At 60.7% G+C, this 26,732-nt stretch carries 26 protein-coding genes and 4 tRNA genes; 8 read left to right on the top strand and 22 right to left on the bottom strand.

The features are described 5' to 3' along the window. Positions 1 to 111: 111 nt before the first annotated feature. Both ACVOKO_RS05100 and ACVOKO_RS05095 read right to left on the bottom strand, forming a co-directional pair. Positions 112 to 1,134 (bottom strand): TraB/GumN family protein, encoded by a 1,023-nt coding sequence (locus ACVOKO_RS05100; protein ID WP_346497881.1) that lies wholly within the window; start codon positions 1,132 to 1,134, stop codon positions 112 to 114. A gap of 242 nt (positions 1,135 to 1,376) precedes the next feature. Continuing rightward, entirely contained in the window at positions 1,377 to 1,715 is a 339-nt protein-coding gene (locus ACVOKO_RS05095) for a low molecular weight protein tyrosine phosphatase family protein (protein ID WP_346497880.1), read from the bottom strand. A 192-nt stretch (positions 1,716 to 1,907) separates the two neighbouring features. On the opposite strand from ACVOKO_RS05095, the gene ACVOKO_RS05090 reads away from it, so the two are divergent. Both ACVOKO_RS05090 and ACVOKO_RS05085 read left to right on the top strand, forming a co-directional pair. Next, positions 1,908 to 2,204, top strand: a complete 297-nt coding sequence (locus ACVOKO_RS05090; RefSeq protein WP_346497879.1) for a hypothetical protein — start codon at positions 1,908 to 1,910, stop codon at positions 2,202 to 2,204. Beyond that, positions 2,194 to 2,724, top strand: coding sequence for a lipocalin family protein (locus tag ACVOKO_RS05085; protein WP_346497878.1), 531 nt, complete (start codon positions 2,194 to 2,196; stop codon positions 2,722 to 2,724). Before ACVOKO_RS05090 ends, ACVOKO_RS05085 begins: the two co-directional genes overlap by 11 nt. A gap of 214 nt (positions 2,725 to 2,938) precedes the next feature. On the opposite strand, the gene ACVOKO_RS05080 is transcribed toward ACVOKO_RS05085, so the two are convergent. Beyond that, the gene (locus tag ACVOKO_RS05080; protein ID WP_346497877.1) at positions 2,939 to 3,208 is read right to left on the bottom strand and encodes a putative hemolysin; all 270 of its coding nucleotides are present in this window, start codon (positions 3,206 to 3,208) and stop codon (positions 2,939 to 2,941) included. Between the two features lie 308 nt (positions 3,209 to 3,516). Here ACVOKO_RS05080 and ACVOKO_RS05075 point away from each other — a divergent pair, with 308 nt between their 5' ends. After that, complete coding sequence (locus ACVOKO_RS05075) at positions 3,517 to 3,825, top strand: hypothetical protein (protein ID WP_346497876.1); 309 nt, start codon at positions 3,517 to 3,519, stop codon at positions 3,823 to 3,825. Positions 3,826 to 4,481: 656 nt separating this feature from the next. Then, positions 4,482 to 4,703 carry a hypothetical protein gene (locus ACVOKO_RS05070; RefSeq protein WP_346497875.1) on the top strand — a complete coding sequence of 74 codons (222 nt, stop codon included), beginning with the start codon at positions 4,482 to 4,484 and terminating at the stop codon, positions 4,701 to 4,703. 188 nt (positions 4,704 to 4,891) lie between these two features. On the opposite strand, the gene ACVOKO_RS05065 is transcribed toward ACVOKO_RS05070, so the two are convergent. The 9 genes from ACVOKO_RS05065 to thrS all read right to left on the bottom strand — a co-directional run bounded on the left by ACVOKO_RS05065 (position 4,892) and on the right by thrS (position 12,738). Further along, a tRNA-Pro gene (locus ACVOKO_RS05065) sits at positions 4,892 to 4,968 on the bottom strand. A gap of 61 nt (positions 4,969 to 5,029) precedes the next feature. Continuing rightward, a complete protein-coding gene (locus tag ACVOKO_RS05060; protein ID WP_057629341.1) occupies positions 5,030 to 5,386 on the bottom strand; it encodes a MerR family transcriptional regulator in 357 nt (118 codons plus the stop codon). Beyond that, the gene (locus ACVOKO_RS05055; RefSeq protein WP_054657702.1) at positions 5,367 to 5,666 is read right to left on the bottom strand and encodes an integration host factor subunit alpha; all 300 of its coding nucleotides are present in this window, start codon (positions 5,664 to 5,666) and stop codon (positions 5,367 to 5,369) included. Before ACVOKO_RS05055 ends, ACVOKO_RS05060 begins: the two co-directional genes overlap by 20 nt. Before the next feature lie 21 nt (positions 5,667 to 5,687). Next, positions 5,688 to 8,069, bottom strand: coding sequence for a phenylalanine--tRNA ligase subunit beta (pheT, locus tag ACVOKO_RS05050; protein ID WP_346497874.1), 2,382 nt, complete (start codon positions 8,067 to 8,069; stop codon positions 5,688 to 5,690). A gap of 121 nt (positions 8,070 to 8,190) precedes the next feature. Continuing rightward, the gene (pheS, locus tag ACVOKO_RS05045) at positions 8,191 to 9,186 is read right to left on the bottom strand and encodes a phenylalanine--tRNA ligase subunit alpha (protein ID WP_346497873.1); all 996 of its coding nucleotides are present in this window, start codon (positions 9,184 to 9,186) and stop codon (positions 8,191 to 8,193) included. A 200-nt stretch (positions 9,187 to 9,386) separates the two neighbouring features. Then, the gene (gene rplT, locus ACVOKO_RS05040; RefSeq protein WP_054657697.1) at positions 9,387 to 9,746 is read right to left on the bottom strand and encodes a 50S ribosomal protein L20; all 360 of its coding nucleotides are present in this window, start codon (positions 9,744 to 9,746) and stop codon (positions 9,387 to 9,389) included. A 10-nt stretch (positions 9,747 to 9,756) separates the two neighbouring features. Next, complete coding sequence (gene rpmI, locus ACVOKO_RS05035) at positions 9,757 to 9,954, bottom strand: 50S ribosomal protein L35 (RefSeq protein ID WP_002811096.1); 198 nt, start codon at positions 9,952 to 9,954, stop codon at positions 9,757 to 9,759. A 286-nt stretch (positions 9,955 to 10,240) separates the two neighbouring features. Next, positions 10,241 to 10,765: a translation initiation factor IF-3 gene (gene infC / locus ACVOKO_RS05030; protein WP_057629344.1), complete on the bottom strand. Its 525-nt coding sequence runs from the start codon at positions 10,763 to 10,765 to the stop codon at positions 10,241 to 10,243. A 68-nt stretch (positions 10,766 to 10,833) separates the two neighbouring features. Beyond that, complete coding sequence (gene thrS, locus ACVOKO_RS05025) at positions 10,834 to 12,738, bottom strand: threonine--tRNA ligase (protein WP_346497872.1); 1,905 nt, start codon at positions 12,736 to 12,738, stop codon at positions 10,834 to 10,836. 701 nt (positions 12,739 to 13,439) lie between these two features. Here thrS and ACVOKO_RS05020 point away from each other — a divergent pair. Then, a complete protein-coding gene (locus ACVOKO_RS05020; protein ID WP_346497871.1) occupies positions 13,440 to 14,282 on the top strand; it encodes a hypothetical protein in 843 nt (280 codons plus the stop codon). A gap of 197 nt (positions 14,283 to 14,479) precedes the next feature. On the opposite strand, the gene ACVOKO_RS05015 is transcribed toward ACVOKO_RS05020, so the two are convergent. The 3 genes from ACVOKO_RS05015 to uvrB all read right to left on the bottom strand — a co-directional run bounded on the left by ACVOKO_RS05015 (position 14,480) and on the right by uvrB (position 16,857). Then, positions 14,480 to 14,554: transfer RNA gene (locus tag ACVOKO_RS05015), tRNA-Val, on the bottom strand. A gap of 116 nt (positions 14,555 to 14,670) precedes the next feature. Continuing rightward, positions 14,671 to 14,745: transfer RNA gene (locus ACVOKO_RS05010), tRNA-Val, on the bottom strand. A gap of 96 nt (positions 14,746 to 14,841) precedes the next feature. Continuing rightward, positions 14,842 to 16,857, bottom strand: coding sequence for an excinuclease ABC subunit UvrB (gene uvrB / locus ACVOKO_RS05005; protein WP_346497909.1), 2,016 nt, complete (start codon positions 16,855 to 16,857; stop codon positions 14,842 to 14,844). Between the two features lie 118 nt (positions 16,858 to 16,975). On the opposite strand from uvrB, the gene ACVOKO_RS05000 reads away from it, so the two are divergent. Both ACVOKO_RS05000 and ACVOKO_RS04995 read left to right on the top strand, forming a co-directional pair. Further along, the gene (locus ACVOKO_RS05000) at positions 16,976 to 17,557 is read left to right on the top strand and encodes a GspH/FimT family pseudopilin (RefSeq protein WP_346497870.1); all 582 of its coding nucleotides are present in this window, start codon (positions 16,976 to 16,978) and stop codon (positions 17,555 to 17,557) included. Between the two features lie 61 nt (positions 17,558 to 17,618). Then, positions 17,619 to 17,695 (top strand) — tRNA-Asn (locus tag ACVOKO_RS04995). Between the two features lie 81 nt (positions 17,696 to 17,776). Here the strand turns inward: ACVOKO_RS04995 and ACVOKO_RS04990 are convergent. Genes ACVOKO_RS04990 through ACVOKO_RS04965 form a run of 6 tightly spaced genes read right to left on the bottom strand, consistent with a single transcriptional unit; the run spans position 17,777 to position 24,179 of the window. Further along, positions 17,777 to 18,193 carry a type IV pilin protein gene (locus tag ACVOKO_RS04990; RefSeq protein ID WP_346497869.1) on the bottom strand — a complete coding sequence of 139 codons (417 nt, stop codon included), beginning with the start codon at positions 18,191 to 18,193 and terminating at the stop codon, positions 17,777 to 17,779. 11 nt (positions 18,194 to 18,204) lie between these two features. Beyond that, on the bottom strand, positions 18,205 to 21,597 hold the full coding sequence (locus ACVOKO_RS04985) for a pilus assembly protein (RefSeq protein ID WP_346497868.1): 3,393 nt from the start codon (positions 21,595 to 21,597) through the stop codon (positions 18,205 to 18,207). An 8-nt stretch (positions 21,598 to 21,605) separates the two neighbouring features. After that, on the bottom strand, positions 21,606 to 22,139 hold the full coding sequence (locus ACVOKO_RS04980; protein ID WP_346497867.1) for a pilus assembly PilX family protein: 534 nt from the start codon (positions 22,137 to 22,139) through the stop codon (positions 21,606 to 21,608). Next, positions 22,136 to 23,071 (bottom strand): PilW family protein, encoded by a 936-nt coding sequence (locus ACVOKO_RS04975; protein ID WP_346497865.1) that lies wholly within the window; start codon positions 23,069 to 23,071, stop codon positions 22,136 to 22,138. The genes ACVOKO_RS04980 and ACVOKO_RS04975 overlap by 4 nt, the downstream gene beginning before the upstream one ends. 59 nt (positions 23,072 to 23,130) lie before the next feature. After that, positions 23,131 to 23,634, bottom strand: coding sequence for a type IV pilus modification protein PilV (gene pilV, locus ACVOKO_RS04970; protein ID WP_346497863.1), 504 nt, complete (start codon positions 23,632 to 23,634; stop codon positions 23,131 to 23,133). Beyond that, positions 23,631 to 24,179, bottom strand: coding sequence for a GspH/FimT family pseudopilin (locus ACVOKO_RS04965; protein ID WP_346497861.1), 549 nt, complete (start codon positions 24,177 to 24,179; stop codon positions 23,631 to 23,633). The genes pilV and ACVOKO_RS04965 overlap by 4 nt, the downstream gene beginning before the upstream one ends. Before the next feature lie 72 nt (positions 24,180 to 24,251). On the opposite strand from ACVOKO_RS04965, the gene ACVOKO_RS04960 reads away from it, so the two are divergent. Next, a complete protein-coding gene (locus ACVOKO_RS04960) occupies positions 24,252 to 25,319 on the top strand; it encodes a sensor histidine kinase (RefSeq protein WP_346497859.1) in 1,068 nt (355 codons plus the stop codon). Here ACVOKO_RS04960 and ppnN read toward each other — a convergent pair whose 3' ends face one another. Then, complete coding sequence (gene ppnN, locus ACVOKO_RS04955; protein WP_346497857.1) at positions 25,320 to 26,708, bottom strand: nucleotide 5'-monophosphate nucleosidase PpnN; 1,389 nt, start codon at positions 26,706 to 26,708, stop codon at positions 25,320 to 25,322. Positions 26,709 to 26,732: the final 24 nt, after the last annotated feature.

Raw genomic sequence — 26,732 nt, 5'->3', positions numbered from 1 at the left:
GCGGCGTAAGCCGCGAAGCAAAAACACTATCTGGTAATAGAAAAACCGATTGCTCGAGCTATCTCAGCTTCGCGGCTTACGCCGCTCCCACAGCAGCGCAGGCCCTGCCGCCTACGGCGACTCAACCTCGTAACCACGCGCCTGCAGCTGCGCCAGATAGCCATCGGCTTCCAGCAGTCGATCCACCGGCAGCATCGCAAACGTTTCTTCATTGCGCTGCAACGCGGCTTCCGCAATCGACAGCCAATGCTGCCGCACGCGCGCCCTCAGATCACCGTAGCCACGGTTGCGCACAAAGCCGGATTCGGTCACCGCCTGCATGCAGGCGCTGCCGGCATCTTCATACGGTGAGCGCCGCAATGCCTCGATATCACCCACCGCCCACGCATTTGCCCGCTCCACCAAGGTTGGCAGATCGTACTCGACCAAAGCCACGGTCCGCTCAAGACACGCCGCATCGTCCATGCCGCCTTCACGGAATTCGCGGACGGCCGCCTTGGGATCGTCAATCATTATTTTCAACGTCGTGCGGGTCGGGGTGATACCTGCCGCCTTTGCCGCCGCATCCACCACCGGCCAGACAACCGGCTTCTGGCCCAGTCCTATCGATTTGGTCGCCGCCGACTGCAACTCAACGGCCGCAAACATCGGACGCTTGCGTTCAATGCCACCGTCGCGCGGTAGATAGCGTTGTTTGACAGCAAGCCAGCGCGCATAAACTGCAGGTGCAAGCACATCGCTCAACTCTGCGCCGTCCTCGTTGCGCATGACTTTCCAAACCGATGGCAGCAATGCCACCTTGCCGAAGAACCCAAGGTCCGCATCGAACATCACGCCCGGCGGCAGCAACACCTGGCCCGAGCGCGCGATCACCGAACTGACCTCATCGGCCCGCCATTCGATCTGGTTGGGCAACGGCGACACCGTGCCCAGGATCCACAGCACATGCCCGTCCTTGCTCACCCGCCACAAACCCGGCCCGGGCTGTGCACCGTGGACGACGACGGCCTCAAGATCGCGGATTGGCGCCGCCTCCGCATCGGCACCGGCTTCAACCAAGGCTTGGGCCGGTACCCCTCCAGCAAGCAGACACGCCAGCAGACACCAACCACGCAAGCTGTGCACGACCGACATGATGTCTTCCTTGAGGCGACCTGGCTGGCGACATTAGCCATTTCCCTGCGTCCATGCGTTAGAACATCGTTCTGCCAGAAAAAGTACGCCAGACCATCGCCGGCCCAAACAACAAACCACTGTAGTGCCGAGCCATGCTCGGCAGAAGCATTTCCCAAGCAATTCATGCCGAGCATGGCTCGGTACTACACCGTGCTCGAAGAGCGATGCTTCAAACCTAGGAAAAAGCGTAGCGCGGCCAGCTAGCGCCCGCACTCCGAGGCCAAGCATGCAGTTACGCGCACATCAAGCAGCACCACCAACGCAGATTCCATGAAGCGGTAGTCGTCAGGAATATCCAGGCAGTGAACAGGCTTGTACTCAAGCAGGCGTGCGAACGTCGCCCGCAGGCGGTCACGATGCTTGGCTTCCATTACCAAGACGACATCAGCCCAGCGGATATCCGCCGGGCTGATGGTTCTGCGCGCATGTGGACTGGTGCCTGCGGAGCGGGCTTCAAACCCGGTTCGTTTGCTCCACATCACTTCGGCAGTCGGGCTGCGTAGCTGATTGCGACTGCAAACGAACAACAGGCGTGTCATGGCTCATCCAAAAGCAATTGCCGCACAGTCCGCACCGGATACTCAAAGCCCAACTGTCTGGCCCGCGTACATTTCGCACTACGGGTGTACAACAGCTTCCAGTTTTTTTCGGGTTTGAACTTCAGTGGTTGCGCAATGCGGTCGCCCGCGTGATTACGCGACTGGAAGCGTCTCCAGCCACGGGTTCTATCCATGTCCATGATCATCTCTCGTAAGTACCGGGTTCAGCAGCCGCGGCAGTACGAGTTGCGCGCATGGTACTGCATGATTGCCGCGCTGACAAAACCCGACCTTGTCGATCAAAATCGTCGGCAGCCGCCACTATCCATCTCACTCAAACCTGCCTCCATCGCACGGGCAACTGGCATCGGGCGGCTGTTGCCTCGCATGGGGCTCCCCTCCCCTGACTGCTCATCCGTCACGCGCCGCCAGCAGCAGTTGGCGCATCCTGCCTTGCGACCAATGACATGGACTCGAAATGATCAATAAAACCATCGCCCTTGCGGCACTCCTAATTGCGGCATCATCCGCCCACGGCGCCGAAGTGAAGTCCGTCGACAACATCGACCTGCAACGCTATGCCGGCACCTGGTATGAGCAGGCGAACTTCCCGATGTACTTCCAGCGCAACTGCGCGCGCAATACAACGGCCAACTATCGCCTGCTTCCCGAGGGCAGGATCGAGGTCATCAACCGCTGCGAAAAAACCGACGGCGACACGTTGCAGGCAGAAGGCATCGCCAAGCCTTCAGGCAATGGCCCGGCCGAACTCAAGGTGCGCTTTGCGCCCTCATTCCTGTCGTTCCTGCCTTTCGTATGGGCCGACTACTGGGTCATCGCACTTGATCCAGGCTACCGATGGGCGGTTGTGGGCACGCCCAACAAGGAATATCTGTGGATCTTGAGCCGGGACAAAAAGATTTCCGAGGGTCTGCTTAAAGAACTCAGCAAAAAAGCAGAACTGCAGGGTTTCGATGTGTCGAAACTGCGCGTGACCGAGCAGAGCTAGAGCCCTCCCTGTTTCGATCATCAGGTGCAGCAGCTGACTGACGACGCGTACCCGAAGTTGGTTCTCGACATCAACAGTCGACTGAGTGGGACCGCTGAAGCCGCTTTCTGCAACGCAATGAACCACGCGCCTGGATTGGTCGTGGTCCATCTACACGGAAAACGATAGGCCCAGACGCCAGCTGGTTCATCCAGCCCAGGCGACCCATCGGGTTCTAGTTGGAGCTGGCCGCATTATCACGACGGAACAGTTCCCACTCGTCGATCTGCGTGCCGTCAGCAAGATGGCAGATGCCGTATTCACCGCCCTCGCTGTTCTTTTTGATCTCAAGCTTGCCGCCCTTCTTCACACAGTGCTCGGAGGCGGGATTGGCAATGCCAACGCGTCGTGGGCCGGCCTCGGTCTTCGCGTCATTCTTCGGAGCACAGGCTGCCAGCACAACAACCAAGGGCAGGACCGCAATACAATGAGCAAGGAATTTCATGGGTGGACTCCAGGGCCATGGCCCGTCACTGTTTTCAGGCGCAGACTAGCCAAGGATTGTAGTGCCCTCGCGGCACACGACCAAGGCATCAGATCGAGTGCATTGGAAGCATTGCGGGGAAGTGTTGCACACGCAGGCCCCAATCACCGGGAGGCGGCCATGGGTGTTTCGCTCCCAAATTGCCACTCACCAACAGCCTGCATGCGGCAGCAACACAGCCAGCGGCAGCTCCACCACCACGACATCACTGGATTTTGCGCGCCGATCTGCCAGCCAGCAAGGTTCGCGCTTCGAATCAGGAGAGAGATATGCCACAAGACGAGCTGCTTCACGACATGATGACCACCCTGGATAGGCTCATCGCCGTCTTCGCTTCCGCCACTCCGGATGAGAAAGCCTGGCGAGACGCGATCACCGAGATGCGCGCTATCCGCGCCTCACTGCCTGCATCTGCGGTGTTGGAGAGATTCGTCGGTAAACGCATTAGGCAGTCTCTCGACATTCGCGGCTTGAGCCTCACCAATGGCCCCGCCACACGAGCGCTGCTCGGCCCCAGCATCGCCACCAACCTGACGCTTGCCAGGCAAGTCCTGGAAGGCTACCTGGGCAAGCCCTGAGGATAGGAATGGGCTGTGGCTGTTTTTGCGTCGGTGATGCTGAGAATGCGCCAGCCCAATACCCGTCTGTAGGAGCGGCGTAAGCCGCGAAGCTGGCAGTAATGAAACGTCGGTCATCCCTGCAATCTGGCCGGCTACGTGCCTCGCGGATTACGCCGCTTCCACAAAACCTGATGGACTATCGGGAATGCCTCTGCCGAGCATGGCTCGGCACTACGATTGCTCACGCTCCAAGCGTTGTAGGCGCGGCGTAAGCCGCGAAGCTGGCAGTAATGAAACGTCGGTCATCCCTGCAATCTGGCCGGCTACGAGCTTCGCGGCTCACGCCGCTCCCACAAAACCTGATGGACTGTCGGGAAGGCCTCTGCCGAGCATGGCTCGGCACTACGACTGCTCACGCTCCAAGCGTTGTAGGAGCGGCGTAAGCCGCGAAGCTGGCAGTAATGAAACGTCGGTCATCCCTGCAATCTGACTCACTACGAGCTTCGCGGCTTACGCTGCTCCTACGAGAGCCTTGCTCTTCACCCAACTTGGGGAAGGCCGCTCGGCGGCATGCGTCCAGCGAACACGCGCGCATTCCATGCAAGCCCGGCAAGGGCCAACCTCCTTTGCGGTAGGCTGTTGTTTCCAAACAAACAGCCCGCATGGAGGGCAATATGGACACTCAACTGCTGGAAGACATTCGGGCGTTGCTGATCAGCAAGCGCGCACGGGAAATCCGGATCAATCTGCAGCGCGCCGAATCCGACGCGGATATCGAAGAAATCGACATCGAAGGTGAGCTGGTAAGCGTCCTGACGCTCGAAGCCGCCATGCGCGCCGCAGTGAAGGAGTTCAAGCGCAACAAGCAGCTCATCAACGCCATCCTGGAAGAATGACGGCACTGTCTTGGGCGCCAGTTGCAGGTTCTGGCGCTCATTGGCGGCTGTAATGCAGCGAGGGACCATGAGGCCTTATGCATGCTCTGTTCACCGCCATTGCAACGCCGCGATAGCGCACACGTGCTGACCACAACGAAAAAGGGCCTGCGCAATGAAGCGCAAGCCCTTGTTCGTGTTGCAGTAGTTGGTCGGGACGGCCGGATTTGAACCGACGACCCTCTGCCCCCCAGGCAGATGCGCTACCAGGCTGCGCTACGCCCCGATCGTTACTGCTTTCGCCTTGCGGCGAGCCGGTGATTATACCGGCTTTCACACAAAAAAACTCAGCGTCGGAGCAGTTGCAGTACTTCTTCCAGCTCCATGCGCACCTGCTTGATGATCTGGTTGCTCAGCGCCGACTCTTCGCGGGCGCCCTCGCCTTCCAGTCGCAGGCGGGCGCCACCAATGGTGTAGCCCTGTTCGTACAGCAGGCCGCGGATCTGCCGGACCATCAGCACATCGTGGCGCTGATAGTAGCGGCGGTTGCCACGGCGCTTGGCCGGCTCAAGGCTGGGGAACTCGGTTTCCCAGTAGCGCAGCACGTGCGGCTTTACATCGCACAGCTCGCTGACTTCACCAATGGTGAAGTAGCGCTTGGCCGGAATCGGCGGAAGTTCGCGGTTACTGCCCGGATCCAGCATATGCCTCCACCCGCTCCTTGAGCTTCTGGCCCGGACGGAAGGTGACTACCGTACGGGCGGAAATCGGAATTTCCTCGCCGGTCTTTGGGTTGCGACCCGGGCGCTGGTTCTTGCGCCGCAGATCGAAATTGCCGAAGCCCGACAGCTTCACTTGACGTCCCTGCTCCAATGCATCGCGCAACACATCGAAAAACGCGTCGACAAACTCCTTGGCCTCGCGCTTGTTCAGACCAACTTCGTCGAACAAACGATCTGCCATCTCCGCCTTGGTCAATGCCATGCCTGCTCCCTGTATCCCGCCTCAGCCACGGATCTTTGCGCCGTGCCCGTGATCAATCGCCGCCACCACATCGGTGACTACGGCTTCCACGTCACGGTCCGTCAATGTGCGCGACTTGTCCTGCAAAATCAAGCCCATAGCCAAACTCTTGAAGCCTGGCTCGACACCCTGGCCGATATAACGGTCGAACAGTGCGACTTCGCGCAGCAGCTCGCCAGCTGCACCCCGGATGGTGGCCGACAGTTCGGCCCAGCTGACCGATTCAGCTACCACCACCGCCAGGTCACGGCGTACCACCGGGAAACGCGACAGTTCGCTGGAGCGCGGCAGTGCGCGCGCGGCCAGCGGCGCCAGGTCCAGCTCGAAGCCGTAGACCTCCACGTCCACCTCCATGGCCTTGGCCAGGCGCGGATGCAGCTGGCCGATCCAGCCGATGCACTGGCCGTCGCGCCAGATATCGGCCGAACGTGCCGGGTGCGCATACGGGCGCTGCGAGGCGCGGAATTCCAGCACGGCGCCGGAAGCGGCAGCCAGCGACTCCAGGTCGCCCTTCAGGTCATGGAAATCGACCTTGCGCGCCTTCTCGCCCCACTGCAGGGCGGCGGCATCGCCGCACACAGCCGCAGCGATACGCACGGTTTCCTTGGGCACGGGCTTGCCCTCGCCGGCCTGCGCTTCAAACACGCGACCGATCTCGAACAGGCGCACGCGGCCAGCCTGGCGGGCCACGTTGCGGCCCAATGTGGCGACCAGCCCCGGCAGCAGCAGCGGGCGCATCACCGCCAGCTCGGCCGACAGCGGATTGGCCAGCGCGACCAGGCCTTCATTCTGCTGCCACTGCTTCAGCAGTTCGGCATCGACGAAGGCGAAATTGATGGTTTCCAGCATTTCGCGGGCCACCAGCTGGCGGCGCACGCTGAGGTCATCCAGACGGGTTTCGCTGGGCATGGCGATGCGTGCAGCGCCGCCCGGCAAGGTGGTCGGGATCGACTCGTAGCCGTGGATACGGGCCAGTTCTTCGATCAGGTCTTCTTCGATGGCGATGTCGAAGCGACGGCTCGGGCCGGTCACGTTCCAGCCATCGGCGACAGCCTCGACCTGCATGCCAAGCGCACGCAGGATGCGCTCGACTTCGGCGTCTTCAATCTGGATGCCGAGCACGCGCACGATACGGGCGCGGCGCAGCTGGATCTTCGCGGCGACCGGCAGATCGGCTTCGCGCACGGCTTCGGTAACCGGCGCCGGCGTGCCGCCGGCCAGGTCCAGCACCAACTGGGTGGCGTATTCGATGGCGATACGCGGCAGCTGCGGGTCGACACCGCGCTCGAAGCGGTGGCCGGCGTCGGTGTGCAGGCCGAGCTTGCGGCCACGGCCCATGATCGCGGCCGGGGCGAAGTGCGCCGCCTCCAGGAACACATTGCGGGTGGCATCGGTGACGCGGGTGTCGAACCCACCCATCAGGCCGGCAAGGCCAACCGGACGGTCGGCATCGGTGACCACCAGGAAGCTGTCGTCCAGCGCGGCATCGCGGCCGTCGAGCAGCTTGAGGGTTTCACCGGCGCGCGAGCGGCGCACGGCAATCTGCCCCTTCAGCGCATCCAGGTCGTAGGCGTGCATCGGCTGGCCAAGTTCCAGCATCACGTACTGGGTGATGTCGACCAGTAGCGACACCGGACGCACGCCACTGCGGCGCAGGCGCTCGGCCATCCACAGCGGGGTGCTTGCGGCGGCATTGACACCTTCGATCACGCGGCCCAGGTAACGCGGCGCTTCTGCACCGGCGTCGAGCTGGATGGCGAGCTCGCGCGTCGCCTGCGCCGGCACGGCTTCGGCGGCGAACGGTTTCACTTCGCTGCGGGTGGCGGCTGCCACGTCGAAAGCGATGCCACGCACGCTGAAGCAATCAGCGCGGTTCGGGGTCAGCTTGATCTCGATGCTGGCGTCCGGCAGGCCGAGGTATTCGACCAGCGTGGTACCGACCGGTGCGTTGTCCGGCAGTTCCAGCAGGCCGGAGGCGTCGTTGTCCAGGCCAAGCTCCTTGGCCGAGCACAGCATGCCGTTGGATTCCACGCCGCGCAGCTTGGCCGGCTTGATCTTCAGCTCGCCGATCTGTGCGCCGATCATGGCCAGCGGTGCAACCAGGCCCGGACGCGCGTTCGGCGCGCCGCACACGATCTGCAGCAGCTCAGCCTGACCGGCGTCGACGCTGCAGATCTGCAGACGGTCGGCTTCCGGATGGCGGGTCGCTTCAACGATGCGCGCCACCACCACGTTGTCCAGGCCTGCGCCCAGTGCGGTGACTTCTTCGACTTCCAGGCCGATCGCGGTCAGCACAGCGCTGAGTTCGTCGCGCGATGCGCTGGTCGGTACGTGGCTGCGCAGCCAGCTTTCAGAGAATTTCATGTCTTTACCTTGATGGGAGGCGCGCCTCCCGTTGCGGTTTTTTGTTGATACCCGGCGCTTTGCGCCTGGGGTTGGTCAACGTTTAAAAGCTGCCGAGCATGGCCCGGCACTACAGTTGCGGTTAGGCGAACTGCTTGAGGAAGCGGACGTCGTTTTCGAAGAAGGCACGCAGGTCGTTGACGCCGTAGCGCAGCATCGCGAAACGCTCCACACCCAGGCCGAAGGCGAAGCCGGTGTAGCGCTCCGGGTCGATACCAACCGACTTCAGCACGTTCGGGTGGACCATGCCGCAGCCCAGCACTTCCAGCCAGCGGGTGCTGCCATCGGGCTGCTGCCAGGCGATGTCCACTTCCGCACCCGGCTCCACGAACGGGAAGTAGCTCGGGCGGAAACGCATTTCAAAATCGCGCTCGAAGAAGGCGCGCACGAACTCGGACAAGGTGCCCTTGAGGTCGGCGAAGTTGGAGTGTTCGTCCACCAGCAGGCCTTCAACCTGATGGAACATCGGCGAGTGGGTCTGGTCACTGTCACTGCGGTACACCTTGCCGGCGGCGATCATGCGCAGCGGCGGCTTGTGGTCGCCCATGTAGCGCACCTGCACACCGGAGGTATGCGTGCGCAGCAGGCGGCCGTCGCCGAAGTAGAAGGTGTCGTGCATGGCACGCGCCGGGTGATGCGGCGGGAAATTCAGTGCTTCGAAATTGTGCCAGTCGTCTTCGATTTCCGGGCCTTCGGACAGCTCGTAACCGAGGCGACCGAAGATTTCGGTGATGCGCTCCAGGGTGCGCGTGACCGGATGCAGGCCACCGCGTTCGCCATGGCGGCCCGGCAGGGTGACATCGATGTTTTCAGCAGCCAGACGCGCGTCCAGCGCAGCGTTTTCCAGCAGCGCCTTGCGCTCACCCAGGGCCGAGGACACCGCATCGCGCGCGATATTGATCGCCTCGCCTGCTGCCTTGCGCTCGTCGGCCGGCAAGCCACCGAGCTGCTTGAGCTGGGCGGTGATGCTGCCACTCTTGCCCAACAGGGAAACACGCAGGCTTTCCAGTACGTCAGGGCTCTGCGCCGCGGCCACATCGGCCAGCGCCTGCGCGGTCAAGGATTGGATGTCACTCATGGGATCGACGAAACCTCTGGCCGGCATGCCTACGCGGTATGCGCCGGGCCGACCCCCGTCGCCACCAGTGCCTGATCGCCGCGCAACCATCGGCAGCGGCAACCAACACAAAAAAGAATGGGGAAGGACTTGCGCCCTTCCCCATGCATTGTCTCACCACAGCCGTTGCGCGTGAACGCTACAACCGCTGCAGGAAGAACTTATGCCGCCAGTGCGCCCTTGGCCTTTTCTGCCAGAGCGGCAAAACCGGCTGCGTCGTGCACGGCGATATCAGCCAGAACCTTACGGTCAAGGGTGATACCGGCCTTCAGCAGGCCGTTCATGAAACGGCTGTAGCTCAGGCCGTTGATGCGGGCAGCCGCATTGATGCGGGTGATCCACAGCGAACGGAAATTGCGCTTCTTCTGCTTACGGCCAATGTAGGCGTACTGCTGTGCCTTGATGACTGCCTGCTTGGCAACGCGGAAGACCTTGCGACGGGCGTTGTAATAGCCCTTTGCGAGATCCAATACTTTCTTGTGGCGGCGGCGCGCCTGCACACCACGCTTTACTCGTGCCATGGTTCAGTCCTCAGAGGTAGGGAAGCATACGGTCCAGACGGCCTGCGTCTTCTGCGCGGACGTGATTCGTCTGACGCAGGTTACGCTTCCGCTTGGTCGCTTTCTTCGTGAGGATGTGGCTACGGTTGGCGTGACCGCACTTGTACTTGCCGGAGGCGGTCTTGCGGAAACGCTTGGCCGCCGCCCGGTTGGTCTTGATCTTGGGCATTGCTATGTCCTTGATGGTCTCTTTTCACTGACTGGGCGGTGGTTTTACCCACACTTTCCGTCCCTGCCCTTGTCTGTTTAAAGCCCACACTCCCACTGGAGGCAGGCAGGTCCTGGGTGAAGCAAACAACAAACCCGGCGAACCGGGCCGCCCATTATGCCTTGCGCGTCAGTCGCTTGCAAACAGCAAGTGGGCTGGCGCTCAAATCAGCTGAACAGGCATGCAAACAGGGAGGTAGCCAAGGCCCCTCCCCGCTCAGCAAAGCAGCGGCCCGCAGGCCGGCGGCTTATTTCTTCTTCGGCGCGATCATCATGACCATCTGCCGGCCTTCCAGGCGCGGACGGGACTCGATCACGATGTCCTCACCCAGATCGGCTTCGATCCGGTTGGCCATTTCGCGACCCAGTTCCTGATGGCTCATTTCGCGGCCACGGAAGCGGATGTTGACCTTGATCTTGTCGCCCTCTTCGAGGAAACCGCGCATCTTGCGCAGCTTGATCTGGTAGTCGCCCTCATCCGTAACCGGACGGAACTTCACTTCCTTGATCTCGACCTGCTTGGTCTTCTTCTTGGCCTCGTTGGCCTTCTTCTGCGCTTCGAACTTGAACTTGCCGAAGTCCATGATCTTGCACACCGGCGGATCAGCCTGCGGCTGAATCTCGACCAGGTCCAGACCTTCGTCTTCGGCCATCGACAGCGCCTCGTCGCGCGTGAGCACGCCGATCATTTCACCATCACTACCGATCACGCGCACGCGCGGAACGCGGATTTCCTGGTTACGACGGTTCTGTTTGTTGTCAGGGATACTGATATTGCAATCTCCAAGTGGATTAGTACCGGCCCTGCGGAGTGTCCGCCGGGGCCGGGGCCCTACTTACTTCAGTGTTTCAATTCTGCCTGCAGCCGCTCGACGAAGGCCTGAACCGACATCGAGCCAAGGTCTTCACCGGCTCGCGTGCGTACCGCCACCGCCCCGTTCTCCTTCTCGCGGTCACCCACGACCAGCAGATACGGCACCCGCTGCAGCGTATGCTCGCGAATCTTATAGCCGATCTTTTCGTTGCGCAAATCGGCGTCAACCCGGAAGCCTTGATTTGCAAGGCTTTTGCGAACTTCGTTGACGTAATCGGCCTGGGCGTCAGTGATATTGGCCACCATCACCTGCACCGGCGCCAGCCAGGTCGGGAACGAGCCGGCGTGCTGCTCGATCAAAATGCCCAGAAAACGCTCCATCGAGCCCACGATTGCCCGGTGCAGCATCACCGGATGGCGCTTCTGGCTGTTCTCATCGACGTATTCAGCTCCGAGGCGGCCCGGCATCATGAAGTCGACCTGCATGGTGCCCAGCTGCCAGGTACGGCCGATGGCGTCCTTCAGGTGGTACTCGATCTTCGGGCCATAGAACGCGCCTTCGCCCGGCAGCTCCTGCCACTCGACGCCGCAGCTGGACAATGCGGTGCGCAGTGCGCCTTCAGCCTTGTCCCAGGTTTCGTCGTCGCCCAGACGCGATTCCGGACGCAGCGCGATCTTGATCTGGATCTCTTCGAAGCCGAATGCCTTGTACACCGCCAGCGCCTGCTGGTGGAACGCCGTCACTTCGGCTTCGACTTGGCTTTCGGTGCAGAAGATGTGGCCATCGTCCTGGGTGAAACCGCGCACACGCAGGATGCCGTGCAGCGCACCGGACGGTTCGTTGCGGTGGCAGGCACCGAACTCGCCGTAACGGATCGGCAGGTCGCGGTAGCTGTGCAGGCCCTGGTTGAACAACTGCACGTGACCCGGGCAGTTCATCGGCTTCAGCGCATAGGTGCGCTTCTCCGATTCGGTGAAGAACATGTTGTCCTGGTAGTTATCCCAGTGACCGGACTTCTTCCACAGACTCACGTCCAGGATCTGCGGGCAGCGCACTTCGCCGTAACCACTTTCGCGGTAGACATTGCGCATGTACTGCTCGACAACCTGCCAGATCGACCAGCCCTTCGGATGCCAGAACACCAGGCCCGGCGCTTCTTCCTGCAGGTGGAACAGATCCTGCTGCTTGCCGATGCGGCGGTGGTCGCGCATTTCAGCTTCTTCGATGCGCTTGATATAGGCCTCAAGCTGCTTCTTGTCGGCCCATGCGGTGCCGTAGATGCGCTGCAGCTGCTCGTTCTTGGCATCGCCGCGCCAATACGCACCAGAGATGCGCGTCAGCTTGAAGGACTTCAGAAAGCGCGTGTTCGGCACGTGCGGACCACGGCACATGTCCACGTATTCCTGGTGGTAGTACATACCCATCGCGGTGATGTCGTCGGACATGTCCTCGATCAGGCGCAGCTTGTACTCCTCGCCACGCGCCTTGAAGATTTCAATCACTTCCGCACGCGGCGTGACCTTCTTGACGACGTCATAGTCCTGCGCGATCAGCTCGCCCATGCGCTTCTCGATCGCCGCCAGGTCTTCCGGCGTGAACGGGCGCTCGTTGTAGATGTCGTAGTAGAAACCTTCGGCGATGACCGGGCCGATCACCATCTTGGCCTCCGGGTACAGCTGCTTCACCGCGTGGCCAACCAGGTGGGCGCAGGAGTGGCGGATGATCTCCACACCCTCCTCGTCCTTGGCGGTGATGATGCGCAGCGAAGCGTCGTGGTCGATCACGTCGCTGGCATCGACCTGCACGCCATCAACGGCGCCGGCAATGGTGGCCTTGGCCAGACCCGCACCGATGGACTGGGCAACGTCCATGACGCTGACCGGGTTTTCGAACTGACGGACGCTGCCGTCTGGGAGAGTGATGTTGATCATGGGGTCACCAAAGGTCACGGCCCGCCGGGCGGGCTGGAAACAACGCCAACAGGCGCGGTTTCAAGGGAGTTCATGGGAATCAGGGCAATAAAAAAGCGCCACGACGGCGCCTGGCATCAGGGCGGTGGCGGGGTTCAGCAATGGGCGATGGTAGTGCTCATGTCACACGCTCGGCCGACGCTTTGCGCGGGCCACCTTGGCTGCCGAAGAGGTTACTGGGACGATATTAAACCAATCACGACAAAACTGCCTGAAATCGCCGCAAGCATGCAACCGCGGCCTATCGATAAATGCCAATCACATGACGAACAGCCACAACGCTGATCGCCAAACGACTTCCGACACTTCGCCTCACCTGCCCTTTCAACGAGCAGCCCGTCGTCACGTTATTGTAATTGATACTCATTAGCATCAATAAACCAGGACGACTTATTGCAAGGAACGCCCCGCAATGCGGCCCATCTCCCACAATCCGACCCGAAGCTTACTGGCACTAACCCTCGTCACACTCGGCGCCTTGGGCGCAACCACGACAACGCGCGGCAACCTGGCAATCACCGCAGCTGGCTCAGCAACAATCTGCGCGCTGGCAGCCGTATTTGTTTCCCGGACCTCCAAGCCACGAGCCGTCATCTGGATGACTACCCTGACAAGCCTCTGCCTTGTCCGACTGATATGGATCATCTAACGGGAAAATCGCCATGCATCACAAACTGTTCGCGACAGGGCTCCTCACACTAGGCTTCCTGCAAAGCGCCGATGCCCAAGAATGGCCCGCAGCACAATGTGAAAGCTGCTCCTCTCAACAAATGCAAGCCGCCGCGAGATCCGAAATCGACTTTGGCGCTGTCGCAGTCTTCAGCCTTTCCACCGCCGACCTCAAGACTTACGTAATTACCGGCAACCTCGAACTCCACGAATCAACACCACCAGCAGCCCTGGACGACTACTTCGCCGATCTGATCGCGGTATATCAAGCCAATGGCAACTCATTACGAGTACACGTAGACATAGCCGATCTGGCGATCATCCAGGCCAGCAGTTCCGCGCGCAGCGCTACGCCTGCAGCCCAAGCAGAATTTCCCGAAAGCGCCTGGGAAGCAATCAACAACTCAGCAAAAATGAACAACCTGCTGGACGACATGGACTACCGGTGGCCGGCCCTGATCGCCGGCGGTAACAGCGTGCTGCGGGTACTCAACCCGTACACATGGCTGAAATCAGATGGCGCCCAGGTGACGGTCGAACTGGGCTTCGGCGACGGAAGCTCGATGGAAATCTTCTACAACGTCAAGACCAAACGCTGGGAAGAGGACTCAAACAGCGCCAAGGACGCGCACAACAACTCCATCCCGAGGAGCAACGATGATTTCGCAAAGGGTGGATACCGTGAATACGAGTTCAATGGCCCACCCGCAACCGATCTACAGAACTTCTTGATCGAGGCGCAAAGAAGGGGCATTCCGATCACCGGTCCAATCGGCCCCAGCTTCCGTATTGGCTGCGCTTCCGCCAATGGCATCACTACTTGTCAGGCCCGCTGACTCAACGACCGGCCAGCCAAGCCATGAGGCGCCCCAACCGGAACGCCCTTACCGATGATGCTCCAGCACTTCCCTTCACAACGGGAGTTCACGATGAGCCTCCGCGACAGCAACACATGACAAATCAATGGGCACAAAAAAAGCCGGCACATGTGCCGGCTTTTGTACTTTTCACCTCGATCCGCAGGAAACCGAAGTGGTGGGCGGTACAGGGTTCGAACCTGTGACCCCTACCATGTCAAGGTAGTGCTCTACCGCTGAGCTAACCGCCCGTTTTGAAACTATCCACGCTGCGAGGGCCAAACCCACCCACACCGCAACGCGCAACATCACCTGGAAACACAAAACCCGGCCTGCGCCGGGCTTTGGTGGCCACTTCCCGAGGAAGTGGTGGGCGGTACAGGGTTCGAACCTGTGACCCCTACCATGTCAAGGTAGTGCTCTACCGCTGAGCTAACCGCCCTTCTCAGCAACAAATCTTCGCTGCGAGGGCGCGTATCTTAACCCCGCTCTTCACGAAGAACAACCGTTTTCTGGAAAAACTTCACACCGGCCGACTTCAGCCCAGATTCGCCTCCTTCAGGCGATGGATCTGGTCACGCACGCGCGCGGCGTCCTCGAATTCCAGGTCACGCGCATGCTGGTACATCCGCTGCTCCAGCTCCTTGAGGCGCGCAGCCAGCTTGGCCGGCTCCAGCGGCAGGTAATCGCTCTCGGGCTCAGCCACGCGCCGCCCCTTGCCCTTGGCGCTGGACTTGGGCGAGCTCTCCTCATGCGCACCTTCGAGGATGTCGACGATGGGCCGCACCACTGACTGCGGCACGATGCCGTGCGCCTCGTTGTATTCAACCTGCTTCTGCCGGCGACGGTCGGTTTCGTCGATGGCCGCCTGCATCGAACGGGTCATCTTGTCGGCATACAGGATGGCTTTGCCGCGCACGTTACGAGCAGCGCGGCCGATGGTCTGGATCAGCGAACCGGTGGAGCGCAGGAAGCCCTCCTTGTCCGCATCCAGGATTGCCACCAGCGACACCTCCGGCATATCCAGACCTTCGCGCAGCAGATTGATGCCGACCAGCACATCGAACTTGCCCAGGCGTAGATCGCGGATGATTTCCACGCGCTCCACCGTGTCGATGTCCGAGTGCAGATAGCGCACGCGGATGCCGTGCTCACTAAGGTATTCGGTGAGGTTTTCGGCCATGCGCTTGGTCAGCGTGGTGACCAGCACCCGGTCGCCCATCTTGATGCGCTCATTGGCCTGCGACATCAGGTCATCAACCTGGGTGCCGACCGGGCGGATCTCCACCTGCGGATCGATCAGGCCGGTCGGGCGGACCACCAGCTCGGTGATGTCATTGCCCGACTCGCGCAGTTCATACGGGCCGGGCGTGGCCGACACATAGATGGCACGCGGTGAGCGCGCTTCCCACTCTTCGAAACGCAGCGGGCGGTTATCCAGCGCGGATGGCAGACGGAAGCCGAATTCGACCAGCGTTTCCTTGCGCGAACGGTCACCCTTGTACATGGCGCCGATCTGCGGAATGGTCACGTGCGACTCATCGATGACCAGCAGCGCATCCGGCGGCAGGTAGTCGAACAGAGTCGGCGGCGGCTCGCCCGGCGCCTTGCCAGTGAGATGCCGCGAGTAGTTTTCGATGCCGTTGCAGTAGCCGACCTCGGCCATCATTTCCAGATCGAACTGGGTGCGCTGCGCCAGGCGCTGCGCTTCGACCAGCTTGTTCTGCGCGTACAGCTGCTCCAGCCGCTCCTTCAACTCGGCCTTGATGGTCTCCACCGCCGCCAGCACCCGCTCGCGCGTGGTGGCGTAATGGGTCTTCGGGTAAATGGTGTAGCGCTGCATCTTGCGCAGGCTTTCACCGGTGAGCGGGTCGAACATGCTGAGCTGTTCGATATCGCCATCGAACAACTCGATGCGCAGCGCCTCGCTGTCCAGCTCGGCCGGGAACACATCGATCACCTCGCCGCGCACGCGGAAGGTACCGCGCTGCAACTCGTACTCGTTGCGGGTGTACTGCAGCTGGGTCAGGTGCTTGATCAGGTCACGCTGATCGATGCGCTCGCCCTTGGACAGGATCAGCCGCAGCGACAGATAGTCTTCCGGCGCGCCCAGGCCGTAGATCGCCGACACCGTCGCCACCACGATGGCATCCGGCCGCGACAGCAGGGTCTTGGTCGCCGCCAGCCGCATCTGCTCGATGTGCTCGTTGATCGAACTGTCCTTCTCGATGAAGGTATCCGAGGACGGCACATAAGCTTCGGGCTGGTAGTAATCGTAGTAGCTGACGAAGTACTCCACCGCGTTGTTCGGGAAGAACGCCTTGAACTCGCCGTACAGCTGCGCGGCCAGGGTCTTGTTCGGCGCCATCACCAGCGTCGGCCGCTGCACCTGCTGCACCACATTGGCGATGGTGTAGGTCTTGCCGGAGCCGGTAACGCCCAGCAGGGTCTGCTTGGCGATGCCCGCTTCAAAGTTGGCCACCAGCTTTTCGATGGCAGCCGGCTGGTCGCCGGAGGGCGAATACGGCGATACGAGCTGGAAGCTGTCTGACATATCGATGGCGCCTATACGGACAGCCAAGTATAGCCCCGCCGTCACGGAGCCCTGATCACGCACTAGCCTGACCTCTCAGAGCAGCCCATGCCGAAGGCGAAGCAAGCACTGCCACAGGATGATCATCCTGCGCCATCCGCGCAGCCACAGGCCGAACATGAACCAGCCCAGGACAGCCACCCCTCATGCCATGCGCGGCCTTACGCTGCTGGAAGCCACCATGGTGATGGCAATCGGACTGATTCTTGGCGCCATTGCCCTGCCCTACATGCGAAAACTGAGCGAAAGACAAGGCGCCATCAGCTCCGCGAACCTGTTGATTACCCATATCGCTTTCGCGCGCAACCACGCCGTGACCCAGCGCCGCATTGCCATACTCTGCCCATCCTCGGACGGCAACAGCTGCCGCGCGGACAACAACTGGAGCTTTGGCTGGCTGGTAATGGATTCGGCGCTAAACCCAACAACCACAACCTCAACGCGAATCCTGATGACGGCGCAACTATCTGCCAACACCCGGGTTCACATTTACAGCAACAAAGGCCGGACGCGCTTGCGCTATCTTCCCGATGGCCGCAGCAGCGGCGCGAACACAAGCTTTCGAATCTGCACATCGGGCGTCATGCTGAGCAAAATCGTGGTCAGCAATGGCGGACGCGTCCGTAGCGAAGCCGCTCCAGTGCGTACAAGCTGCCACTGACAGCGCACTCGAACGGAAGGTGTTGCGAACCGCCGCTCATCTACCTATAATGCGCCTCCCCGCCCGAATAGCTCAGCCGGTTAGAGCACTTGACTGTTAATCAGGGGGTCGTTGGTTCGAGTCCAACTTCGGGCGCCAAAAAAAAACCTGCCATCGGCAGGTTTTTTTTTGCATGAAACATAGCGAAGGGGAGCTGCACCGCAACTCCCCTTCGGCCGATCAAAAACACTTGGTCGGCGCACCACTATCCGAGCCAGTAACACTCTTTACGCCCTGCGACGTCACCTTGAGCGTCCCACACTTGACATCCTTGGTCTCCTGCAAGCCTTTCGGAACAGCCTGCAGCGTGTAAGAACGTGCGGCTGGATCGCCGTCAAAACCGATGGTGTAGAAATTATCCAAACCATTACCGCACTGGCTCACTGCCGCCCCCACATAGGTGAGGTTGGTCGTGAAATAGCGCTCGGCCATCTGCGCCGACTCCAGCAAACAGGCCGAAGCTGCCGCACGCCGCGTCTTGACAACGTGGTTTTGGTAGCTCGGGTAAGCGATCGCCGACAGTACAGCGATGATCACCACGACAATCATTATTTCAACCAGCGTGAAGCCACGCTGCCGACACCTCAACTGCTTCATCCCCGCCCCCATCAATTGTTAATGATTTCACGCCAGGACACGCGACCCACATTGCGCGTCTCACGCACATTGACCTTGGCTCGACCGCCACTGGAACCACCCAGCACCGCGATGCCACGCAGCACGTCCGCGAGGGTCGGCATACCGACACCCAGATCAACCGAGCCGATAGGCAGCTTGGTGTCGCCGCTGGTCAGGACTTCATCGGTGTAACTACCATCACCGTTGAGATCGAACAAGGAAGGCCCAGTACTGGTCCCGGTATAGGCATCAAGGGCGTTCAGATAACCCTTACCGTCAGGCTGGCAAGCCTCGGACGTCGGAATGACACTGGAAACGATCAACACGTCCCCAACAACCTGCGAGTCACTGACGACACGCTCGCCAATAGCTTTGGCGCCATCTGCAGTCGGGTTCAACAGATCCACATACCAGCCCTTGGAGCCTGCCGGCAGCGCTGTCTTAGCTTCAAACGAGCGGACCAGGTAGCCACCATACGTTCCATTGGCAACCACACTGCGACCGGTCAAGTTGGCATTCTGCCCACGCCGCGCCTTGGCCGAACCATCGTCAACGAAGCCATACAGCGTCTGCACCGCCTTGTTGCTCATGTCACCCACTGTCATAAGCCGACCCGTACCGAACGTCACCCATGTCTGATAGGTAGTCGGGTGCATTGAAACGCTGAGGCCTGAAGTAATCGGTTGAGCCACACCCGCAGAATCAACCGCTTGAAAAAGCGGAGCCCCGCCGGACACAGCCCAGCTCGATGCAGCCGCCGCCGAGATGTCGAACTTCCAGACATTACCCAGCATGTCGCCGCCATACACGTAGTCGACGGTGCCATTACCATCCGCGTCCCAACCGGTAGGGGCAAATAGACCGTTGGAATTGGCATCAGCATCGACCGCCGAGCCAACCCCGGTGTCGATCTGCTTGATCAGGCTACCCGTTTGCAGGTCATAGATCATCAATACCGCGTGACCATTCGTACTGTTTATGCCATTGGCCACGATGACCGCAGTCGAGCCATCGTTGAGCTTGGCAATAATAGGACGCGACTGTACCAAGCCGATATTTGCATTGCTGGCACTGGTTTCCCACTTATAGCTACGCGCGCTGAATGTTGCCGGATTGGTCACATCCAGTGCAAACAAGCCCTTACCACCCTTCCCCAGCGCGCCAACAAGCACATTCTGATCTGGGGTCTGTGCGCGCGTTGACACCACCATCGGCCCATCAACAAAAAACCGATGCGCGTAGTCCGGACGACTGAGCAACCCAAGGTTTGTCCAATCGATACCACTGGGAATGAACGTAAACAGCTCGGCGCCATCAGCGGCATTGATCGCGTGAAGCATGCCATCGTTTGCACCGACGTAAATCGTATCTGTTTCCTTTACATAGGCCGGAGATGAATTGACGACGTCGCCGAACAGGTGGTTGCGGTTGCGCAGGGTGCCACCCAAGCGCTGCTCCAGATCTCGGGCCCCTGCGATGTAAGCCGCGTTGTTCGCCGCGGTAACCGGATAGTCATTCACTCCGGTACGGGCCAATGCCGCCAACTGAGTGCCGGTTGCACCGGCGGGGAACACCGCGCCCGCACTGCCAGTACTACTGAACACCTTACGATTGGTCGCAGGAACACCTTCAGAGGCGCGCCAGGTGGGGTCCGAGGACACCACCTGTTTGCTCACCCCATACGCCGCAACCTGGCCGGTCCAGACACCCGAGATGTAACTGGCCTGAAACACCTTCGCACCGGTATCCAGCGAGGTAGAGTTCGCACTCACGTTCGAGAACGAGCCAACGCGCTCAGTAATGGCAGCAAGTGCATTGGAAAGGCCGCGCGCAAACGCGTCCGGATCGCCAGCGGAAACAAATTGCCCGCGCCCATTGACCGCCGCATGCAGCAGATCGTCAATGCGATCCCCGTCTTCCTTGTCGGTCGGATCTGGCCAAGCGCTGAAATTCGCAGGAACCTCCGACACACTCTTGTAGCCGGTATTGCCTGCCAAACCAATGGCGATACCGAAGGTGACCATATGCTGCCAAAACCCCGGATCCGACCCATTGGTGGGCACATCATTGGTCAGGTCGGTGCGAAGATCATTCTTCCAGTAGCGCATGGCGACGTCAGCGAGCGTATTGGAAGCGGAGCTGGCATACGGAGCGCCTTTCACATATTTATAGGAACGATCACCGGGTCCAGTGATCTCCTTGCCATCTTCATTGTCCTGCTCGCCAGGCGCACCGCTGACATTGTTCCAATAACCATCGGTTGTCAGAATGGTGAAATTCTGCCGGCATGAATACTGGTCTTTCGCCGCTTCAGGACCATAGGCACCGCCACTGGCATCACTGGAAAAGTACCGACCAGCATTATCAAGCGCGCCATGCAATGGCGTGCCGTCGTAGCCAATAGTGCCGTACAGACGGGCATACCAACGACTGCGATTGTTGTTGTCGCCGGCACTACCTTTGGGATCTGCGAAAATCCCGTTGTTATAGTTGACTGGAATCGGTGCGGTCTGGGTTGGCCAGTTCTTGTCGGTAGAGGAGCCGTTACGGCCCCAAATCGTCCGGTAGCCAACCCGCACATTTTGACCAAGCTTGCTGAACGCAACGCCGGCACCGGCTTTTGCCGCCTTCATGCGAGTGCGATGATAGGAGAACCACGTTGCGTAGTTGACTCGTTCCGCCGCTTCATCGCGGAGCGTCGTAGGGGTCAGATACTCGCAACTACCCCACTCGTTGTTCTTGTTACCACAACCGCGATTGGCCGTGCCAACTACCCGCGTTGCATACTGACTACGCACCACTCGACCATCGGTGTGAATCTGATAACGGTAGTAATTCGCCTGATTGGTCAGATAGCCGGAGTCTGTCTGTGTCTTGTCTTTAGGCACATAAAAGGTCTGGATACCACCGCACACCTTGGTGCCCTTATCCGTTGTACCACTCGTGGAGTCGGTATTCCGGTTGTAACTGCGGCAGCTACTGCTATCAGCAAGATCGATCGTGGCATTACCGACGAGGTTGAAATCCCCGTACACAGCGCCGTATGTGGTACCGCCGGTCATCAACCCGCCATCGGCATTTTGCCAAGCCAGGTAAGTACGGGAGGGATCGTAGTAAAGCGTATTTACGGTGTACGCCTGGCCAGTGACACCCGAAATTGTATTCGCTGGCATTGCATCGAATGCCATCGACCCCGAATCATCGAGAATGAAAAGCACGTTGGGCGCAACCCGCGTTTCGGTGGTCAGCGGGTCATTCGGCAGCTTAATTCCAGCATTCACCGGAAGCGCCAACAATGTCACTGCGAATGCCAGAGCTCCAGGAGCAAGTTTGGACAACCTGTCCGCGCACTGGCTACGCTTGGTTTGAATATGAGTTTTCATGTCAATCCTCAACGAACCAGGAAATTGGACTGGACAATCACCGTGGCCCGCGCATCGTCCGTACTACGCGCGGTGACCCGGAAACTGGGAGCCATACACAGGGCAGGCATTGGCACCTGACGGTCGCAGCCCGGCCAAGTTGGTGCCTCCCCCATGTACTCGACGAAGTACGCCGACGGCGGGGGCGCCGGACTGGCATCCGGAATAGCGGTAGCTTCCACCCAACCAGTGAAGCTGGAATCCGCCCAGCGATCTGCAACGACTGCATCCGGCTTTGCGCAGACGCCAACATTGTTGCAACCCGACGAGGGTGCCGCTGGCGCCCCCGCGGCAATCAGCTCACCCTGACGGAGCGCGGATTCGGCGGCCTGGAATGCAAGGCTGCGCTCATACATATTGGCCGTCATGCGCTCCTCCATCATGGTATTGCGGAGGATCGCCAGACCCAGCAACGTCATGATCAATAGCAGCACCAGCACGATCAGCAAGGAGATGCCCCGCTGCTGCGCCCTCATTGCGTTGTTTCCATTGAAAGCCTTCATGGATTTCGATTCCGGATGCTGACAACCTGGGTCAGGGTACGAGCCAAAGGCACGCCACCCACCCCCGTATTCGGCTCTCCAATGAAGGTCATGGAAACACGCACAGCCTTGAGCTGAGGCCAGCTGCTGCCCACGGCTGCCGCATCGACGTAGGACCCGGCACCATCCAGCAAATAGGTGAAGGTCATGCTGCTGACACCTTCAACCACCTCCTGTGAGACCGGCCCGGCACTGGTCAGACGGGTCTGATACAAGGACGGCCGGCCATTGGGGTTGTTGGCAATGAACCAACGCGTGGCGCTGAGCCGCGCAACCACCGAGCTGGGCTGCGGGTACTTGAACGTCGCCCCGCCTCCACAGTTGAGCGGCATCCCGAGCGCCGCCGTACAGTTACCAGGACTACCCCCCGTGCCGTGACCGATGCTGCTGCCGACAACACTGCTTACCTGGAAAATACTGGCCTGTCTGGGGTTGCACACCAAGGCCAGATCGCCGGCAACAAACCCATGGTTGGCCTTGTTGAGCAACATCGTTGCTGCAGCCGGATCATGACTCTCCAACGTCGAGACATTGCTGTCGGTTGAAATCAGCTCGATGGCGTCGGTGCCGGAGATCCGCTCCGCCGCGCCCGAACCAAATGCCGAATCAGCAAACGCCTCGGTACCACCGTAACCGCGCGCCGCATTGCCCCAGGTATCCAAACGGGTCCACCAACGCGTGCCGGCGCTGTTGACCACGTTCACCAGGGGCACCGAATTGGAGCAAGGATTACCCGCAGCCTCACGCATATCCCGGGCCATCAGCTCGAAAGCCGTACGCACGTTCTCCTGAATCCGCCCCAGGCTATCGGTGGTCCTATAGGTCTGCCGATTGGCCAGAAAAATGCCAATCGCCGCACCAATCACCAATGTGCCCAACAGCAACGCGATCATCAACTCGATCAGACTCAGACCGATAATGCCGCGGCGCGACCCCATACGCCGGCCCCCATTCATAGCCGCACCCTCGTTTCAACCGAATACTCGTCGGAGCCTTGCTGGCTCCCATTGCTGGCGCCGGCACGGCTGTCGTCCCAACGCACGCCCACCACACAGATCCCCGTGCTCGTGGTGCAGCTCACCTGACCGCAGACAGCGGCATCATCGACTGCACTGCCCAATGCTGCACGCAGCGAGGCCAACCAGGATGCGCTGTCTGTTGCGCTCAACGAGCTGCCGGTGGGAGCGCTGCACATCCAGCCCCCCGTGTTATAGCTGCCACCCAGCGCCAATTCGCGGTTGGCTCGCATCGCATCGATGATCGTATAGCTCTGGATCACCGCCTGGCTGCGTTCAACGGAACTCTGGCTGTTGCGCAACGCAGTCGCTTGCATGGCCGCAATACCAAGCATGCCGATACCCATGATCAGCACTGAAATAAGTACTTCCAACAGGCTGACGCCGGCAATTTTCTGGCGACGCAGTGGTTCGCGGCGGCAAGTCCGGAAAGTGTTCATGGGCATGCCCCGCCATTGTTCGCTGACGTAATGGAAGTCCTGGAACCCGACACGACCGCCACGCGGCGCAGGTTCTGTTCTGGACGGGTCACTGGCAGGCAAACCGCCACATTGCCCGCAAACAACAACCCTGCAGCAGTCCGCGCCAAACCATCGGAATTGAACGTGATACGCGGGGTGGCAGAATTGACCACAGCTGGCGGCCGGACCTCCCCGGCCTGCAGCACCGAATCGTCCGAATCCAGCACCACCAGCCATTGCGTCCAGTTACCCGCAGCTGCGCAGGTAAGGCCGTCAAGCGAGCCGCACATGGACACCGGGGCGTTGCGCTTGATCGCTTCGCTGCGCGCCATTTGAATCGCCCCGACCAGCTCATTGGACTGCGTGGTGAGGCGATTGGAGTTGATCAGCCCGTTCATGGCCGGCATGCCGATAGCGATAAGGACCGCCAACACGACCACCGTCACCATCAGTTCGACCAGCGTGAAGCCCCGTTCGGCTCGCCCGGCTGAGCGCAACCCCGCTTTTAGTATTTCGAAACGCATCTACGTCATCCCCCGGCGCAATGGCCATGGTTAAGATAACGGCGTCCAATTGCGAGCGTCACCCCAAACCGGATGAGCGGTATTACCACCACCACGAACGGCCACACTGCCAGCCCCCCCCACCTGCCAGCGGACGCACCAGAGCCGCTTGAAGTGCTCTGGCGGCCGTATACGCTCGTCTGGATCATCATGATCGGCGAAGCGCTGGCCATGGCCATGAGCTTGTCGCCAGGGGTAGACGGCGACCGCCTGATACTGTTCGGGCTCAACTCGCTGGCGATCCAGTGGACCACCCTGCTCTGCCTGGGCCTGCTCTATCTTTTCCGGAAGCCGTTACAGAAACATCGCCCCACCACGATCGCCACAGCCGCTCTTGGCGCGCTACTGCTCAGCACCAGCACCACCTACCTGCTGCTATGGCTGTTGCTGGACGGTGCCGTTCCTGCCCCCGCCGAAGGCTGGCGACAGCTCCTGTTCCACATGGTGGCGCTGAGCCTGATTTTCGGGCTACTCGGGGTAGCTGCCTTCCAGAGCCACTGGCGCAATCGCTTGCTTGCCCTGCAGGCCAAACAGGCGGAGCTGGACGCACTGCGCGCACGGGTCGATCCCCACTTCCTGTTCAACGCACTCAATTCCGCCGTGGCACTGGTTCGCCAGAATCCATCTGCCAGCGAGCGGCTACTGGTCGATCTGGCCGACCTGTTCCGGGCGGCACTGTCGCGAAGCGGCACGGTGCCACTGCCCCAGGAGCTGGAGCTTTCGCACCAGTACCTGGATATAGAGGCAACCCGTTTTGGCGAACGTCTGACCCTGGATTGGCGGGTTCCGGACAGCCTACCCGCCCTGTTGGTCCCCAGCCTGTCGCTGCAGCCGCTGATGGAGAATGCGATCCGCCACGGCATCGAACCCAGCCTCCATGGCGGCACACTGGTCGTCAGCGTGGACGTAGATCCCGACTGGGTGACCATTCAAATCAGCAACCCTTTCCAAGCCGGCACGCGTGAGGCAACTACCGGACACCAACTCGGCTTGAGATCAACCCGGAGCCGCCTGGATGCGCACTTCGGCGGCAAGGCAGTAGTGAGCACCACTACCGCCGCCGACACACACCTGACAACAGTCAAGCTACCCCGACACTGATCAGGCAACCACCTGATAACAAGGATGGTACTCACCGGAGATCTTCATCCGGCGCTGCTCGACGAAGGCGCGCAGCAGTTCATCCAGCGCCTGCATCATCTCGCTGTCGCCATGGATCTTGAACGGGCCGAATTCCTCGATCCGCGCCATGCTCTCTTCCTTGACGTTACCGGCAACGATGCCGGAGAACGCCCGTCGCAGGTCGGCGGCCAGGTCCGGCGCGGGGCGCCCCTTGTGCAGGTCCAGGCCCGCCATCGCCTCATGGGTGGGCACGAAGGGCTGCTGGTAGGCCAGCGGAATGTCCACCTGCCAGTTGTAGAAGAACGAATCGCGGTGGGCCAGGCGGAACTCGCGCACCCGCTTGATGCCCTGTGACATCTTGCGGGCCACGGCAACCGGGTCGCCGACAATGATCTCGTAGCGTTCCGCCGCCTTGTCGCCCAGGGTCAACCGGATGAAGCGGTCGATCTGCTGGAAGTATGGTGCAGCGATAGCCGGGCCGCTGAGGATCAACGGGAACGGCAGGTCCTTGTTCTCCTCGCGCAGCAGGATGCCGAGCAGGTACAGGATCTCCTCGGCGGTGCCAACGCCACCCGGGAACACGATGATGCCGTGGCCAAGACGGACGAAGGCTTCGAGGCGCTTCTCGATGTCCGGCATGATCACCAGGTGGTTGACGATCGGGTTCGGCGACTCTGCGGCAATGATGCCCGGCTCGGTGATGCCGATGTAACGGGTATTGGTCTTGCGCTGCTTGGCGTGGGCAATGGTGGCGCCCTTCATCGGGCCCTTCATCGCGCCCGGGCCGCAGCCGGTGCAGATGTCCAGGCTGCGCAGGCCCAGCTCATAGCCGACCTGCTTGGTGTACAGGTATTCGTCACGCGAGATCGAGTGCCCACCCCAGCAAACCACCAGATTCGGATCGCTGGGCGCAAGAATGCGCGCATTGCGCAGCACGCCGAACACCGCATTGGTGATGCCGTCCGAGGTCTCCAGGTCCGAGGCATATTCCGGCCCCAGCTCGATGGCCATGTAGGCCAGATCGCGCACCACCGAGAACAGCAGCTCGGCGATACCACGGATGATCTCGCCATCAACGAACGCCATCGCCGGCGCATTGCTCAGATCGATGCGGACGCCACGATCCTGCTGGGTCACCTGCACATCGAAATCCGGATACAGGTCGCGCGCAGCGCGCGGGTCATCCGAGGCGCTACCACTGGTCAGCACCGCCAGCGCACAGCGGCGCAGCAGTTCATGCATGCCGCCACCGGAAGCGTCGCGCAACCGCGCCACTTCTGCCCGCGACAACACATCCAGACCACCACGCGGATAAATACGTGCGTCCTGCACCGGCAGCGCCCTCGCTGCCCCTTCATTCTTGGTCATTTCCACAACTGCTCCTTCCTCTTT

The organism is Stenotrophomonas sp. STEN240, from assembly GCF_056756175.1.
The sequence above is the reverse complement of the archived record's forward strand: the minus strand, read 5'-3'. Positions and strand labels throughout refer to the sequence as shown.

Bases quoted from the DNA above. Each gene is read 5' to 3' on its own strand.
- ACVOKO_RS05100 (WP_346497881.1), bottom strand. From the start codon at position 1,134: ATGTCGGTCGTGCACAGCTTGCGTGGTTGGTGTCTGCTGGCGTGTCTG.
- ACVOKO_RS05095 (WP_346497880.1), bottom strand. From the start codon at position 1,715: ATGACACGCCTGTTGTTCGTTTGCAGTCGCAATCAGCTACGCAGCCCG.
- ACVOKO_RS05090 (WP_346497879.1), top strand. From the start codon at position 1,908: ATGTCCATGATCATCTCTCGTAAGTACCGGGTTCAGCAGCCGCGGCAG.
- ACVOKO_RS05085 (WP_346497878.1), top strand. From the start codon at position 2,194: ATGATCAATAAAACCATCGCCCTTGCGGCACTCCTAATTGCGGCATCA.
- ACVOKO_RS05080 (WP_346497877.1), bottom strand. From the start codon at position 3,208: ATGAAATTCCTTGCTCATTGTATTGCGGTCCTGCCCTTGGTTGTTGTG.
- ACVOKO_RS05075 (WP_346497876.1), top strand. From the start codon at position 3,517: ATGCCACAAGACGAGCTGCTTCACGACATGATGACCACCCTGGATAGG.
- ACVOKO_RS05070 (WP_346497875.1), top strand. From the start codon at position 4,482: ATGGACACTCAACTGCTGGAAGACATTCGGGCGTTGCTGATCAGCAAG.
- ACVOKO_RS05060 (WP_057629341.1), bottom strand. From the start codon at position 5,386: ATGCTGGATCCGGGCAGTAACCGCGAACTTCCGCCGATTCCGGCCAAG.
- ACVOKO_RS05055 (WP_054657702.1), bottom strand. From the start codon at position 5,666: ATGGCATTGACCAAGGCGGAGATGGCAGATCGTTTGTTCGACGAAGTT.
- pheT (WP_346497874.1), bottom strand. From the start codon at position 8,069: ATGAAATTCTCTGAAAGCTGGCTGCGCAGCCACGTACCGACCAGCGCA.
- pheS (WP_346497873.1), bottom strand. From the start codon at position 9,186: ATGAGTGACATCCAATCCTTGACCGCGCAGGCGCTGGCCGATGTGGCC.
- rplT (WP_054657697.1), bottom strand. From the start codon at position 9,746: ATGGCACGAGTAAAGCGTGGTGTGCAGGCGCGCCGCCGCCACAAGAAA.
- rpmI (WP_002811096.1), bottom strand. From the start codon at position 9,954: ATGCCCAAGATCAAGACCAACCGGGCGGCGGCCAAGCGTTTCCGCAAG.
- thrS (WP_346497872.1), bottom strand. From the start codon at position 12,738: ATGATCAACATCACTCTCCCAGACGGCAGCGTCCGTCAGTTCGAAAAC.
- ACVOKO_RS05020 (WP_346497871.1), top strand. From the start codon at position 13,440: ATGCATCACAAACTGTTCGCGACAGGGCTCCTCACACTAGGCTTCCTG.
- uvrB (WP_346497909.1), bottom strand. From the start codon at position 16,857: ATGTCAGACAGCTTCCAGCTCGTATCGCCGTATTCGCCCTCCGGCGAC.
- ACVOKO_RS05000 (WP_346497870.1), top strand. From the start codon at position 16,976: ATGATCATCCTGCGCCATCCGCGCAGCCACAGGCCGAACATGAACCAG.
- ACVOKO_RS04990 (WP_346497869.1), bottom strand. From the start codon at position 18,193: ATGAAGCAGTTGAGGTGTCGGCAGCGTGGCTTCACGCTGGTTGAAATA.
- ACVOKO_RS04985 (WP_346497868.1), bottom strand. From the start codon at position 21,597: ATGAAAACTCATATTCAAACCAAGCGTAGCCAGTGCGCGGACAGGTTG.
- ACVOKO_RS04980 (WP_346497867.1), bottom strand. From the start codon at position 22,139: ATGAAGGCTTTCAATGGAAACAACGCAATGAGGGCGCAGCAGCGGGGC.
- ACVOKO_RS04975 (WP_346497865.1), bottom strand. From the start codon at position 23,071: ATGATCGCGTTGCTGTTGGGCACATTGGTGATTGGTGCGGCGATTGGC.
- pilV (WP_346497863.1), bottom strand. From the start codon at position 23,634: ATGAACACTTTCCGGACTTGCCGCCGCGAACCACTGCGTCGCCAGAAA.
- ACVOKO_RS04965 (WP_346497861.1), bottom strand. From the start codon at position 24,179: ATGCGTTTCGAAATACTAAAAGCGGGGTTGCGCTCAGCCGGGCGAGCC.
- ACVOKO_RS04960 (WP_346497859.1), top strand. From the start codon at position 24,252: ATGAGCGGTATTACCACCACCACGAACGGCCACACTGCCAGCCCCCCC.
- ppnN (WP_346497857.1), bottom strand. From the start codon at position 26,708: ATGACCAAGAATGAAGGGGCAGCGAGGGCGCTGCCGGTGCAGGACGCA.